Here is a 14164-nt window from a genome sequence, read left to right on the forward strand (position 1 = left end):
GGCGTCCTCCCAGTCCGGGGCGCCCAGGATTTGTGCCCCGGACATCAGTACTTCTGCAAGAGGGAAACACCATGGCTGCTACCATGAAAGGCCCCGGTCTGTTTCTGGCGCAATTCGCTGGTGACGAGGCGCCGTTCCATAGCCTTGAGGCGATTACACAATGGGCTGCGCGCCTTGGCTACAAGGGTGTGCAGATTCCGACATTCGATAGCCGCCTGTTCGACCTGAAACTGGCAGCGGACAGCCAGGCATATTGTGACGAGGTTAAGGGGACCTGTGCTGATGCTGGCGTTGAGATCACAGAGCTTTCCACCCACTTGCAAGGTCAGCTTGTCGCTGTACACCCCGCCTATGACCTTGCTTTCGACGCTTTCGCACCTGCGGCGGTGCACGGCAAACCAGCCGCGCGGCAGGCCTGGGCCGTCGAACAAATGACGCTCGCTGCAAAGGCGTCCGGCAATCTTGGCCTCGATGTATCGGTCAGTTTCACCGGTTCACTGGCCTTTCCTTATCTCTATCCATGGCCGCAACGTCCCGCGGGCCTGATCGAAGACGCGTTCGGTGAATTGGTAAAACGGTGGCGCCCGATCCTTGATATCTACGACGATCATGGTGTTGATATCGCCTATGAGATTCACCCCGGCGAAGATGTATTCGACGGCGCGACATGGGAACGTTTTCTAGATGGACTGGGCGGGCATCGTCGCGCCGCGATCAACTACGACCCGTCACATTTTTTGCTGCAACAGCTCGACTATCTCCAGTTTATCGATCTCTATAACGACCGCATTCGCGCTTTTCACGTCAAGGACGCTGAGTTTAACGCTACGGGTCGGCAGGGCGTTTATTCTGGCTATGCAGGTTGGACGGACCGCGCCGGTCGTTTCCGGTCGCTTGGTGACGGGCAGGTAGATTTTGGCGGTATCTTCGCAAAGCTGGCGCAATATGGCTATGACAGATGGGCCGTTCTCGAATGGGAATGCTGCCTGAAATCGCCGGAGCAGGGTGCAGCCGAAGGCGCACCTTTCATAGCGCGCCACATCATCGACGTGACAGATAAGGCGTTTGACGATTTTGCCGGGGCCGCGACCGATACCGCGCGCAACAGAAAAATGCTGGGGCTTGAGCCATGAGACCGCTGAAACTTGGCATGGTTGGCGGCGGGCAGGGTGCCTTCATTGGCGGCGTACACCGCATGGCGGCGCGACTTGATGGCCATTGGCAACTCGTGGCCGGAGCATTTTCATCGGACGCAGTTCGCGCGCACGCATCTGCGGCGGAACTGGGCATTGATCTCGATCGTAGCTATGGCAGTTTCACGGACATGGCGGCGCAAGAGGCCGCACATCCCGACCGGATAGATGCTGTCGCCATCGTCACCCCGAACCATATGCACGCACCAGCAGCCATCGCTTTTCTGGAGGCTGGAATTCCGGTTATCTGTGACAAGCCTTTGACGGCCACGATGGATCAAGCGCATGCGCTGGCGCAAACGGTGCGCGATACGGGAACACCATTTTTTCTGACCCACAATTACACCGGCTACCCGTTGATCCGTGAAGCCCGCGCCATGGTCGCGCGTGGTGATCTCGGCAAAATCCGCGTCATTCAGGCCGAATATGCGCAAGGGTGGCTGGCGCAGCCGCTGGAAGGCGAGGGGCAAAAACAGGCGGCGTGGCGCACCGACCCCGACAAATCCGGGGCCGGCGGGGCCATTGGTGATATAGGCACGCACGCGCTCAACCTACTCAGCTTCGTGACGGGTGAGGTACCAGCGCACCTGTCGGCCGACCTGCAAAGTTTCGTCTCGGGGCGCAAGCTAGATGACAACGCCCATATCACGCTGCGCTTCGACAGCGGTGCACGCGGCATGATCTGGGCCAGCCAGGTTGCCGTGGGCTGCGAAAACGGACTGAGGCTGCGCATCTACGGGGACGAGGCGGGACTGGAATGGTCGCAGGAAGACCCAAACCGCATGAAACTGACATCGCTCAATGCCCCCGCGCGCTGGCTGACCCGTGCGGGCGCCGGAACGAGCGACCTGGCCACGCGCATCCCGGCGGGCCACCCGGAAGGCTACCTCGAAGCATTCGCAACGCTGTATGCGGAAATCGCCCGCGCCTTGCGGGGCGAAAACGAAGCGGCAGAACTCGTCCCGGGGCTCAATGCCGGACTCGAGGGAATGGCATTTATCAGCGCCTGTGTCGCATCGTCGTCTACAGGCGGGAAATGGGTGTCTCTGGATTGATGAATCGCTGGATTTTCCGATAGCTCATTTGCGCCAATCCTCAATCGTTCTTGGTGCGGGACTACGCGGCATCGGTTTGCGTCGCTTGCCTGACAGAGCGTTTCCAGCGATGGCCGCAAGCAAAACTGCGCCTCCAGTCAATGTGTTCAGCGTGACCGTTTCGCCGATAAACAACCAGACCCATACCCTAGTGCGACGTCAACCTGACCCAAGCCGTAGTCAAACACCTGATATGACAGCCCGTCCAAACCGATATGGAACCTTTCGGTGTCATAGCTGATGACAGGTGCGAAGCTGGCTGTATCTTCTTCGCCAACATAGATCCCGGTCGCAGCTACGCCTGCGCCCCCGACTGTCCATTGCCCTTCGGCAGACGCGGCACTGGCCATTATAACCAACACCACCGACAACATTTGTTTACGCATCGTTCTATCCTTGCTTGAGATGTGAATGTCATCTGACTGCCAATGTCCAAGCATCGGATCGTCCGTATTTACAGGGACGGACAGATCATTGGTGCCCGGAGCATTTTTGATCTGGCTTTCCAAGGCCCCTTGGGACAGTTTGCGGCATGAACGAAATCATCGTTGAATTGATCAGTACGGCAACTATTGCGATTGCGGTGTTAGGCATTGCGTTCTGTTTGATGCAGACCGCATACCGTTGCCTAAATCTCAGCTTTGCAACGTTCCTCGGCGTTGTGGCACTGAACAACATCCCCGATTCATTCGGCCGTATGATCGACCTGACGCAGCCGGGCTTTTTGCAAGGTGTCATCTTCGCAATTTGGTTGTGCAGTGCCTTATGTCTTGCCCCATCTCTTTGGGCATATGTCTTTACGCTGACATCCCATGCGCAACGTCGCCCAAAACAGCCGTACCGGCATATTGTGCTGCCCGCACTTGGCGCTGTCGCCGGTATCCTTTGGATCCTCGGGCCCAGCGACACGATAGCGGTTCTTCTTTCAGATACTGACGTGCCATTGTCCGGTTGGTTGCTGGTGCTTGCCACGTGGATCGGCCTTTTGCAGCTGGCGCTCTACCCTCAGTTGGCGGTTTATCTGTTTTTAATCATGCGCCGCTTATTGCAGTACAAACGCAGGCTGCGTGACATCTATGCCAGCACCGAAGCGCACGAGCTTCGCTGGATCTACGTGATCGGAGCGCTGGGTTTACTTTTCTGGGTGGCTCAATCAGTGTTCCTCGCTATTTCGATTGATCCCGAGTGGACCATCGTACCAACGGCGATACTGAGCCTCGCAGGACTTGCCCTTTTTGCGGCGACGACGCTCTGGGGGTTGCGCCAGCGTCCGCCATTGGTTCCCAAAACCGAGGATGAGCAACCGGCTGAAAACGACACGGACGGTCAGACGGAGACAGCGACCCCGAAATACGGCAAATCCGCCCTCAGCGCAGAGGCTTCTGCCCGCCTTGCCCGCAAGGTGCAGGCCGCGATGGAGGTTGACCACCTGCACCGTGACCCAAACCTGTCGCTTTGGGCGCTGGCGCGCCATATCGGGGCATCGCCGAACTATATCTCGCAGACACTGAACGACGTGATCGGTGAAAGCTTCTTTGATTTCGTCAACCGGCACCGTGTCATCGAAGCGATGAAGCTGCTGTCCACGACCGACGATACCGTCTTGGCGATCACCTATGATGTCGGCTTCAACGCACGGTCGTCCTTTTACAACGCCTTTAAGCGCGTCACCGGTCAAACGCCGACCGGTTATCGAAAATCACTGTCTGTCCGTGAGGGGATGGACGACGCAAGCCAAAAGGTGCGCGAAACCTGATCTCATCATGACCGATCAGGAGACGAAGAATGACTTCCCGCCACCCCATCAAGGCACTATGGCGTCGTTTGACGCCAGCACCCACACCCTCACACAGCCGATTATCGCGCGATCCATCAATCAAGCAGCGTACTTCCAACACCGGGAAACTTATGCTGAGCGTCGCAGTGTTGTTGTCCGCATGCACCGGGATCACAGACCTTTCCGCACGGCCGCAGGACCCGGTTGATCGGCGTTACAAAATCGAAGAGGTCCGCTTTGCTGGCGGACCGGGCGTCACGTTGGCAGGTGAACTGACCATGCCGCAAACAGGCGGGCCCTTTCAGGCCATTGTGTTGATCTCAGGCTCTGGTCCACAAGACCGGGATGAAGCACTCGCGGGACACAGGCCGTTTCTGGTCCTGTCTGACCATCTGACCCGCGCGGGTTTTGCCGTTTTGCGCTATGATGATCGTGGCTTTGCCGAAAGCACCGGGACTTTTGAGACGGCGAACTTGTACGACTTTGCCGATGATGCTGCGGGTGCCTATCGCTATCTGCAAAGCCGCCCAGAGATTGATAATGCAGCTATTGGCTATATCGGCCATTCCGAAGGCGCTTATATTGCGCCGGTCGCCGCGCGGCAAACCGACCCTGCCTTTATGGTATTTCTCGCCGGTGCTGCACGTCCGCTCTTTCCCGATGTGATTGCAACACAATCAGCTGATCTCATGCGGGCGCAGGGGGCTGATGAAGCCACAATCGACGCCGCTGTGACGCAGTTTCACGCAGGATCGTCAATTCTGAAACAGCAAGCGCCGCTGTCTGAGATACGCGATGACCTGGACAATTATCTGACGTCACAGGGCATGGGCCGTCGTGATCGGCGGGAGGTTCTCGATCAATTCGCGACCCGCTGGGGCGTGAGCCACGCAAACTACGATTCAAGGGCGGAATTGCGGTCGCTGTCAAATCCGGTCCTCGCTCTGCTCGGTGAAAAAGACTTGCAAGTCTCCGCGAAAGAGGAAGCCCCGGCAATGCGCGCGTCCCTTCGGCACCCCGGGTCCGAAGTGCAAGTGATCGCAGGGGCAAATCACCTGTTCCAGCCGTCGCAAACAGGTTTGCCATCCGAATATTCCGACATCGAAACCACCATATCAATTGATGTCCTGAACCGGATCAGCACGTGGATCAGCGCGCTGTAGGCCTGACTGACACCCAATCAATCAGCTATGCGATCTCGTCTCTGACGGTCGCCCATTCAGAAAGAAAAGCCAAAATGATTATCACGAAGACTACCACAAGCGCCATAGCGGTCGTCGCCCTTACGCTCAGTGGTTGCACCACACCCGAAAAGCCTCTGACCAGCATGAGCTGCACCGAACTCGCGATGGAAATTGGAAAAATGACACAGGCACGCGATGAGGCTGCCATTGATAGTGCCGTTGGTGCAATTGATGTTATAATTGCCGACACCAGAGCCGAGGAAATCGAAGGCGGCGTCGAAGCGCTGATCGGCGACATATCGGGCGCTGCGGCGCAAAGCGAACTCAACAGACTTAACCGTGTATTCGCTCAAAAAGGCTGCGCCTGATCTAACACGCGCACCGCTCACAATCAAAGTTGCTGGCCGCCATACGACAAGCGGCCCGCAGCACGTACGACCCCCGTTTTCCTCAGGCGCAATGTCAGAGATATACGGGATTATCGCCAACGCAGTTCAGTTCTGCGCACGGTATTTTCCTGCGCGCCAGCAGCTGTCCGCAACTAAATGCGAACATGAACCCCAAAGCCAATTACAGCGCAATAAAACCATTGCAAACAAAGATTGCGCTGGACTCATGGTGGCATTCATTTGGTACCTGCCATGGCAGTCGTCAGTGTAACCAATTGTCACGCAAAAAAATCGAATGAGCAACAGCATGACTTGGTCTGTAGCGTTTTGAAGCTGATCTCTAGATATGGCAGCGGCAGCATCTGTCTTCGATGCTAGGGGCAGTTCTGATCGCTCGCGTCCGATCCCATTGCATCATGGCGCTCGACTGCCGCACGGAAGGCTGTGGCGCGAGCCGCATCGATGTCTGTCTGAGCATTGGCAAGGGCCAATCGGCTCTCGGCCAGTTCAAGGTCACCGTCAAGTCCGGCGTTTCGTCTTGCCCGTACCCGATCGAGGTCGGCGGCAAGGAGGCGGTAGGACGCGAGGCGGGCCGTCAGCCGAGCTTCTGCGGCCTGAAGATCAACGCTGGCTTCCAATGCGGTGATTTCGGCGGTCATGCGTGCCCGGAGCCAAGCAATCTCAGCCGACGCGACACCAAGGCGCGCCCTGTCGACTTGTCGCCGGGCCGTGCCGTCGTCAAGAAGTGTGCCTTCGAGGCGAACGGTGCTGGCCAGTACGGCTGCATTTCCTGCCAAAAGCCCTGCCAACGTTCGGGAGGTCGAGGCCAGCGATCCGGTTACGACGAGGCGGGGCCGTGTGTCGCGGAGGACTGCGGCACGCTCTGCATCGGCAGCGCGGAAGCGTAACCAAGCCGCGCAAACGTCGGGGCGGTTCGCCACGCGACTAAGGTCTGTCCGCGCGGCGATCGCAGGACGGCGAAGATCACGCAGTGGTATGCGCCCCGGTATCGTCTGCACCCCAAGGGCGCGCAGTCGGGCCTCTGCCAAGGCGACACGACCGGTCGCTTCGGCTGCGGTAACTCGGGCCTGGGTTACGTCCTGAAGACGGGACGCAAGATCAGCGCCGGTGCTTTCACCGCCTTCTGCCCGGGCGCGAAGTGCCGGGATCACTGCTTCCGTCAGGCGCACCTGTTCGGCTGCGCGTGTAGCTTGGGTTCGGGCCTCGGCAAGGGCAATCCAGGCTTCCGTGACGGCTTTTGCAAGGGTCCGTCGCGCCGCGAACAGGTCAAGCCCCTCCGCTTGCCACTCCAGCCGCGCCGCCGCCAAGGCCGCGTCCAAACGTCCGGTCAGGTCAGGCTCGTATTCGGCCGTAAGCTCAATGCCGATATTGCGGCGTGTCTCGGTTTCGCCGCCATTATCTGGGCCAAACTGTGTCTCCGTTCCGGCAGTGATACGGCTCGACCCTCCAAGCCGAAGCCCTGTCGAGGCGCGGGCTTGAGCCAAGGCGAGGTCGGCAGCGCGAGCTCGTGCGCGTGCCGCGGCGACGTCAAGACCGCCAATATCGGCTTCCGTCAGCATGCGGCGCAGACCCGCATCGCCAAAGTCCAGCGACCAGACGGATGCCTCGGATACAGCCAGATCGGCGGCACGCACAGCATCGGTGGGCCGCCCGTCCAGATCTGGCGGCAAGGCGCACCCAGACAGTGCAACCGACAGCAGGAGGGCGGCAATCCTCATCGCAGCACGCGCACGATCATTCGCTGACCCAGGATCAGCCGATTGGTAACCCCCGGGTCTTCGTCTATCCGCACGACGATCTGGATCGTCCGGGCGTCAGTGCCCGCCGTTTGGCCGGGCGTGCCAAAGACAGCTGCGACACGAAGGACTTCGCCCGCCAAGCTCTCCCCGCTACCCCGCTCAAGCAGGATTTCAGCCCGCTGGCCTGGCTCGACAAGGCCCACGAACTGCTCGTCAAGATCGGCGCGCACAACGCGCGGTGCATCGGGGGCGAGAAGGAACATCTCGGTGATCGTCGATGTGCTTGTCCCATCGCCGACCCGAGCCGAGCTGCGAAGGATCAACCCCGCAATCGGCGCGCGAATGACATGGGCCTCAACCTCTTGCTCTTGCTGTGCCACCCGCTGCCGGGCCAGCTCGATAGCAAGGACCGCGCTACGCGCCTCCAGCGCGGCCACGTCCGCAGCCCGAAGTGCTTCATCAGCCTGCCGCGCGGGAATTGCATCAGCGTCGGCGAGCGGCGCCAGACGCGCAGCTTCTGCCTGAGCCTGTTCGGCGCGGAGAGAGGCAAGTTCAGATGAAAGCTCGGTCTGACGAAGCTCATCGCGCGCAATACCGAGTTGAAGCCTGGCGGCCGTGTCGTCAATCCTGGCCAAGGGCTGATTGGCCTGAACCCGTATGCCTTCGGTCACCATAACTTCGGCGATCAACCCCTCACGCCGCGCCGCGAGCCGCATTAGCCCACCCTCAACATCCACTGTGCCGTTCGCTACGGCCAACCAAGGCCCATCGAGAGGTTGCGCCAAGGAAGGTGCTGGAAAAACGAGTGTTATAAGAACGAGAAAGATACGGATCATATTGGAGCGATTTCCCTGGTTTGTGTTCCAATGATGCGCCCATCCTCCATGCGCAGGATGCTGTCTGCGAAAGGGGTCAAGCGGTCATCATGCGTGACGCAAACCACCGCAGCACCGGATTGGCGAGCAAGGTCGCGAAGACGCGAAGCAACAAGTTGTCCATTTTCGCTGTCTAGAGCGCTGGTTGGTTCATCAGCGAAGATCACACTTGGTCGCTTCGCCAAGGCGCAGGCGACAGCGACGCGTTGCTTTTCACCGCCGGACAGGGCGGCGGGGAGCATCTCCATCCGATCGCCCAGGCCGACATCCCGAAGAGATGACCGCGCCATTGTGTCAGCCTTATGCCGAGGCATACCCATCTCGCGCAGCACAAAGGCGATCTGCTCGCGCGCGCGCAAGCTGGGCAGCAGGATTGAGCCTTGAAAGATGAAGCCCATATGAGCCAATCGGAACGCATCGCGCGCTTTCGTGGGGAGAGACCAGAGCGATGTGTCCCGGGCTGTCACGACCCCGCTGTCCGGCTGTGTCAGCCCGGCAAGCATTGCCAGAAGTGTGGACTTACCGCAGCCCGAGGGCCCTTTGATGAGGGTGAAAGCCCCGACGCGAACCGAGATGTCGAGGTCTCGTACCACGTTGACGGAGGTCGGCCCATTCTGAAACGACTTGGCCAGCCCACGGGCTTCAAGGGCCAAGGGTGCAACGCTCTGGGTCATCGCAATAGCGCCGCCGGGTCGGCCTTGCGCAGCCGGCGCAGCGCCATGAGGTTTGACAGGAAAACGACTGCCATAAGCGCAATTGCGCAGGATATCGCCAGGGTCGGTGTCATTGCGAGCGAGACACCAAGACGTCCAAGGTAGCCTATCAGCGCGCCCGCCACGGCGCCTGTTACACACAATGATGCGATCCCCACGATCCCGGCCTGAGCCATGACCAGCCATTGCAGCCGACCGAAGGACAGCCCGTAAGCCCGAAGTGCCGCGTATTCACGAATTGACGCGGCAACAGCCCCGCTGAGCGATTGGCTGACGACAAGAAGCGTGACGACCAACGCAATGCCCACCGAGGCCATGAAGATCACGCCGAGAAACGAGGTGAACGCCCAACTGAACATGGTGGATCGGATCAGTTCCTCAGGGGTCCAGAACGCAAGCTTAGGTCCACCCATCTCTGTCAGGTTCGGATCCAACTGCATATCACCCTCGCCGAAGGGCACCATTTGGCTTGTCAGCAATGCGTCTACAGCCTCGGGCGGCAGGTCGTCCCGCAGGCTGAGCAGCATGAAGGACGTTTCAGGCGTTCCCTCGCCATTGACCATGCGTGCGGTTGCCTGCGATGTAATCACTGTGGAGGTAAATGCGCCCCGCAGACCCGGCAGGGCGCCGATGACCCTCACCGGTCGCTCGTTTATCAAGACCCGCGCACCGACTTCGACCCCGAGACCAGCTGCAATAACCTCGTCGATGATGACTGTGCTCGGTTCCGCCAGCGCAGATCGCATGCCAGCCGGAACCAGTTTACCAAAAAGCATCGCATCCGGCGAACTCGCCGTCCCAACGATTTCGACAAAACGGCGTTCAACATCGCCCAGCTCATCAACCTCGGCCATGAGGGAAAGGGTGCCGAATTCTTTTGTGAATGGCTCGATATCGTCGATTTCGGGAAAGAGCCAGAGCAGGGCAGTATCCGATGCTTTGAGGGTTCCCGTATCGTCTATCGAGAGCGTATCCGACGGCCCGACCCAGACCTGAGCCGAGGACATGACAACAGGCGCCACGATGCTGCGGAACGCCCCCATCATCAACCCAAGCTGCATCATCATGAGAAGGCCAGACACGGCGACCGAGATCACCACCGGAAGGTAGCGACGCCAATCGTGCCGAACGGAAGACCACGCAATCCGAAACATAGGTCAGTCGGCTTCGGAGCGGCTTATCACAAGGGCTGCGAAACCACCCATGCAACCGGCGGTGTCAATGAACAGGCAACAGGAAATCATCTGGGCCAGCGCAGTTCTGGTCGGCATTCACCATTTAGCCCAACATGATCGTACGAACGGAAAGGCCGATGGCCAAATTGAATAGCACTATGAAAAGTCGCAAGCCGGGTCATTATCGGGGCTCCAAATAGAGATGCCGTGGATAACCTTGTTTAGAACCCGAATGTTCAGGCTGTTTGCGCGTTTTGTGGAGAGACTGTGGAGATGGATGGGGTGCGCGCAGCATCGAAGCGAAGTTCGAAGATCGCACCTCCGCCTGGGCGATCTGCATAGCATACTTCGGCGTCATGCGCCTTGGCGATAGCCTGTACGACCGAGAGCCCGAGGCCTGATCCGACATCCCCGCGCACATCGTCGGCCCGCCAGAAACGGTCAAATGCGCGGCCGGCCTCATCGGCTGGAAGCCCAGGGCCACGATCCATTACTCTAAGCCACGCTGCGTTCTCGTTCGATCCGGTCTCGACCCGTATCGTGCCACCCCCGTGGTGAACGGCGTTCCATAGAAGGGCCTGAAGTACTTGCATAATCCGGAGGGCATCCCCTTCGACAGGTGCCGGCTTGAGGTCCGTCGCGATAGTTGTTCTGTCCATGTTCGGTATGGCGTTTGCGGTCGTCATTTGGCTACGGACCACCTCGGCCAGGTCGACGGATTCTAACGTCAAAGACAACCGACCTGCCTCGGACAATGTCAGAAGGCGCAGGTCTTCCACGATCCGCGTGAGCAGGTTCACTTGGCCCAGAAGGGCAAGGATGTCCGAGCGATCTGTCGGAAATACGCCGTCAAGCATCCCGTGCAAGCGCCCCGACAGAACCGTCAGCGGCGTGCGGAGTTCGTGGGCGATGGCTGCCGAGCTTTCACGACGCTCTCGTTCCAAGCGTTCGGCTGCAGCCGCCATTTTATTAAAGTCACGAATGAAGCGTTCGACCTCTTCGGTCGTGCGCAGGACGGTCGGCGCACGGGCAGACAGATCGCCCGCGCTGATCTTGCCAGCGACCTCCGAGAGAGACAACAGCGGGCGCAGCAGGCGCCGCCCACCGATCAGGCTGACGATTGCGCCTGTTAATAGTCCGACCAAAGCGATTGCGGCGATCCCGATGCCAACGATCCGACCAGAGTAATAGGCGTCCATACGATCCACTAATTCCGTCGAAAGAGCCTCTGTTTCTTTATTCAGTTCGGCCAGTAGATCAGGTGGCAAGGATCGCTCGAACTCGTTCCACAAGACGACTTCTCCGATCCAGACCAACCCCAGGATCACGATGACTGCCGCAAGCGCAGCCGATCCGCCGATGCGAAGAAGATGAGACGACAGCGGCCTCATTACACAGAATCCAGCCGGTAACCTACGCCTCGTACAGTCCGTATCCAAATCTCCGCCTCGCTGTCGGCAAGCTTCCTGCGCAGGTTCGACAGATGGCTGTCGACGGTGCGGTCCATCGCCTCGCTGTGACCAAGGCAGGCGTCCAAGAGATCGTCCCGCGAGAACACGCGACCGGTATGGCGCATCAAATGGGACAGCAGGCTGAACTCGCTGGGCGTCAGCTCAATCGTGCCATTTGGACCCGCGGCGCGATGGGCATCCAGGTCGAGCGTGATTGCCCCCAAACGCAAGGTTCGCGCCTCAGCAGACCGTCCCCGCCTTAGAACGGCGGCAACTCGGGCTACAACCTCGTTCGGGTTGAAAGGCTTGGTCACGTAATCATCTGCTCCGATCCGGAGCGCGGACAATTTATCCAAGTCGTCATCCATCGCGCTGACGACTATCACTGGCGTCTCACCGTCAACCCGCAGCGCAGACAAAACCGCGAAACCGTCTCGTGCTGGAAGGTTCAAATCAAGAAGCAGAAGATCGGGTTTAAGCTTTGCAGCATGCATCAGAGCCATATCGCCGTCGGCAGCTGTCACCGTCCGATAGTTCGACCGCTCCAGATATCGCGACAGGATGTCGGCAATCTCCGGGTCGTCCTCTACGATAAGGATCAGCGGTTGCGGCGAGGAACGCGGAATGGATGAGGAGCTTGGCTTCATTGAATAATTATAGATTAGAAAAGTACATGATACGAGACCAGAGTGGGTCGGTTCTTTCAAACACCTTCAAACTTTCTTGTTGTTTGACTTTTCGCTCAGTCATGCTGCTCCCCTAGTTGGTAGGGCGGGTTGAGATATGTGTGAACAGAGTTTTGTGGCAAGGGGGCGGATAAGGGGACAAGCAATTACAGCGATGAGTTTAAGCGCGACGCGGTGCATCACATCACGGTGCCTAGGTATCCGGTCCGGGAGTTTTCCCGATGTTTGGCTGCTCATCGCGCACCGAGGGCGCGGCTGATTTGGCTAGCTGCGGTCCGCGTTTGCACGAGTATCGAGTCTGGAACAGTATCCGTCATGCGCGTCGTGCTGATCGCGCCAATCATTTCACCTGATATATCGAAAATCGGTGCGGCGACGGAGCAAAGGCCGCTTTCAAAATTGCCAATGCTGACGATAAGATCAGATTTGAGGTCCTGCCTGCGAAAATCGAGTATTTTCTGGACTGCTTCGGTGGGACTGTCCTTGTAGAGACGACGTATCGCCGGTTCGCTTTTGGGGCATAGCATCAGGCGACCCATAGAGGTGGCTGCCGCGGGGAGCCGACTTCCTACGTGGACTAGCGAAGAAAGACCGCTGGTTGCGGCAAAGCGCAGCAAATACATCACGTATTGTCCATCCAGGACACCCAAGTGCGTCGACCAATCGGTCAGATCGCGTAACCGCGTGAGCATAGGTGTGCTGACTTCAAGCAATTCGCTGCTGGCGTGGTAGCCATAAGTGAGCTGCAAGACGCTAGGCCCCAGCTTGAATCGGCCATGCTCGGGGACTTCAAGGAGATACCCTTCATGCAAAAGCGTGTGTACCGTTCGAAAAACTGCCGATTTTGATACGTTCGGAGCATTGCGCGACTTTTGCCGTGACTACCGATGCTCTAAGTCCACGGCTTACCGCTGTCTGGCACGGGCGAGAACCGATGATCGGGCCAGCATTCTGCGCCGATCCAAAGCCAGGGCGTAAGCCAACAAGCGTCATGCTAAGCGACCATCATGAACAAGTCATCAAACGCGTGCTGCGAAAGAAATTCCTGATAAGAAACGGGGCCTCCGTCAGCGGCGTACTTATATCCATCAATGCCGAGCTAGAGGGCAGGGGGCTTCACAAAATCAGCAAGTCGACTGTCGAGCGTCGGATCGGCATCATTCAAGATCGATACCTCAAAAGAAAGCGGGCAGGGAGTACAGCAGCAAGACAGGCTTTCCAGATCATTCGTGGTCGATATGAAGTAAAGGACTCGCTGGCAGTCGTGCAAATCGACCACACTACTAGACATTATTGTTGTCGATCAAATCTCCAACGATCCAATCGGCCGTCCCTACCTGACGGTGCTGCTTGATCTCGGATCCCGAATGCTAACGGGCATCTACCTTTCAATAGATGCGCCATCGGCAGTCAATCTAATGATGGCTTTTCAACGGGCAGTGTTTCCGAAGGCAGATTATCTTCGTCAAATGGGCATTAGCCTAAAATGGCCGGCCCACGGGCTCCCACTTGTCATCAGCAGCGACAACGGCAGCGATCTCAAATCGAAGGCCTTCACGCTCGTACTTACGACAAGCTGTGCGAGGATCAGCTTCGCGTTCATTGTGGCGGCGATCTTCGCGCCGCGACTGGCGGTCAATAAGACCGCCAGTAACGCTTGCTATGTTAAGCGCCCCCGAAAAGACGCTTTACGCGCGCGATTTCGTCGATGACGACGAGAAGATCAACGCCAGTATCGTCAGCGATACGGTCTTTGGCTTCGTCAAGGATGGAAATAATCTCATCCTGTACCGCCAACTTAGAGCGCGTCTTGTTGCGCTTAAAGAGAGTAGTGACTTTTTCCGACATTTTGTAATACTCCAGTTAG

The 14164-nt window shown here is 58.3% G+C and carries 14 protein-coding genes; 5 read left to right on the plus strand and 9 right to left on the minus strand.

Translation table 11 applies throughout. From position 1 onward, the window contains the following. Positions 1-71: 71 nt before the first annotated feature. Together HRQ87_RS11345 and HRQ87_RS11350 are read left to right on the plus strand one after the other, a co-directional pair. Complete coding sequence (locus HRQ87_RS11345) at positions 72-1133, plus strand: sugar phosphate isomerase/epimerase family protein (protein WP_174138389.1); 1062 nt, start codon at positions 72-74, stop codon at positions 1131-1133. Next, positions 1130-2248: a Gfo/Idh/MocA family protein gene (locus tag HRQ87_RS11350; protein WP_174138391.1), complete on the plus strand. Its 1119-nt coding sequence runs from the start codon at positions 1130-1132 to the stop codon at positions 2246-2248. Before HRQ87_RS11345 ends, HRQ87_RS11350 begins: the two co-directional genes overlap by 4 nt. A gap of 146 nt (positions 2249-2394) precedes the next feature. Here HRQ87_RS11350 and HRQ87_RS11355 read toward each other — a convergent pair whose 3' ends face one another. Beyond that, positions 2395-2673 carry a hypothetical protein gene (locus HRQ87_RS11355; RefSeq protein WP_174138393.1) on the minus strand — a complete coding sequence of 93 codons (279 nt, stop codon included), beginning with the start codon at positions 2671-2673 and terminating at the stop codon, positions 2395-2397. Between the two features lie 146 nt (positions 2674-2819). On the opposite strand from HRQ87_RS11355, the gene HRQ87_RS11360 reads away from it, so the two are divergent. Genes HRQ87_RS11360 through HRQ87_RS11370 form a run of 3 tightly spaced genes read left to right on the plus strand, consistent with a single transcriptional unit; the run spans position 2820 to position 5616 of the window. Further along, positions 2820-4043, plus strand: a complete 1224-nt coding sequence (locus tag HRQ87_RS11360) for a helix-turn-helix domain-containing protein (RefSeq protein ID WP_174138395.1) — start codon at positions 2820-2822, stop codon at positions 4041-4043. A 29-nt stretch (positions 4044-4072) separates the two neighbouring features. Further along, a complete protein-coding gene (locus HRQ87_RS11365; RefSeq protein WP_174138397.1) occupies positions 4073-5227 on the plus strand; it encodes an alpha/beta hydrolase family protein in 1155 nt (384 codons plus the stop codon). Continuing rightward, positions 5209-5616, plus strand: a complete 408-nt coding sequence (locus HRQ87_RS11370) for a hypothetical protein (protein ID WP_174138399.1) — start codon at positions 5209-5211, stop codon at positions 5614-5616. The genes HRQ87_RS11365 and HRQ87_RS11370 overlap by 19 nt, the downstream gene beginning before the upstream one ends. Before the next feature lie 395 nt (positions 5617-6011). On the opposite strand, the gene HRQ87_RS11375 is transcribed toward HRQ87_RS11370, so the two are convergent. The 8 genes from HRQ87_RS11375 to HRQ87_RS11410 form a co-directional block, all read right to left on the minus strand. Beyond that, positions 6012-7376 (minus strand): TolC family protein, encoded by a 1365-nt coding sequence (locus HRQ87_RS11375; RefSeq protein ID WP_174138400.1) that lies wholly within the window; start codon positions 7374-7376, stop codon positions 6012-6014. After that, positions 7373-8113: an RND family efflux transporter gene (locus HRQ87_RS11380; RefSeq protein ID WP_174138402.1), complete on the minus strand. Its 741-nt coding sequence runs from the start codon at positions 8111-8113 to the stop codon at positions 7373-7375. The genes HRQ87_RS11375 and HRQ87_RS11380 overlap by 4 nt, the downstream gene beginning before the upstream one ends. A 116-nt stretch (positions 8114-8229) precedes the next feature. Next, positions 8230-8946 carry an ABC transporter ATP-binding protein gene (locus tag HRQ87_RS11385; RefSeq protein ID WP_174138404.1) on the minus strand — a complete coding sequence of 239 codons (717 nt, stop codon included), beginning with the start codon at positions 8944-8946 and terminating at the stop codon, positions 8230-8232. Further along, entirely contained in the window at positions 8943-10139 is a 1197-nt protein-coding gene (locus HRQ87_RS11390; protein WP_281356639.1) for an ABC transporter permease, read from the minus strand. Before HRQ87_RS11390 ends, HRQ87_RS11385 begins: the two co-directional genes overlap by 4 nt. A gap of 257 nt (positions 10140-10396) precedes the next feature. After that, a complete protein-coding gene (locus HRQ87_RS11395; RefSeq protein ID WP_174138408.1) occupies positions 10397-11551 on the minus strand; it encodes a sensor histidine kinase in 1155 nt (384 codons plus the stop codon). Next, positions 11551-12258 carry a response regulator transcription factor gene (locus HRQ87_RS11400; RefSeq protein WP_174138411.1) on the minus strand — a complete coding sequence of 236 codons (708 nt, stop codon included), beginning with the start codon at positions 12256-12258 and terminating at the stop codon, positions 11551-11553. The genes HRQ87_RS11395 and HRQ87_RS11400 overlap by 1 nt, the downstream gene beginning before the upstream one ends. A gap of 272 nt (positions 12259-12530) precedes the next feature. Next, entirely contained in the window at positions 12531-13046 is a 516-nt protein-coding gene (locus HRQ87_RS11405; RefSeq protein ID WP_174138413.1) for an IclR family transcriptional regulator, read from the minus strand. Between the two features lie 916 nt (positions 13047-13962). Further along, positions 13963-14145: a hypothetical protein gene (locus HRQ87_RS11410; protein WP_174138414.1), complete on the minus strand. Its 183-nt coding sequence runs from the start codon at positions 14143-14145 to the stop codon at positions 13963-13965. Positions 14146-14164: the final 19 nt, after the last annotated feature.

Origin of the sequence: Parasulfitobacter algicola (genome assembly GCF_013315265.1) — a bacterium.
GTDB classification, from domain to species: domain Bacteria; phylum Pseudomonadota; class Alphaproteobacteria; order Rhodobacterales; family Rhodobacteraceae; genus Parasulfitobacter; species Parasulfitobacter algicola.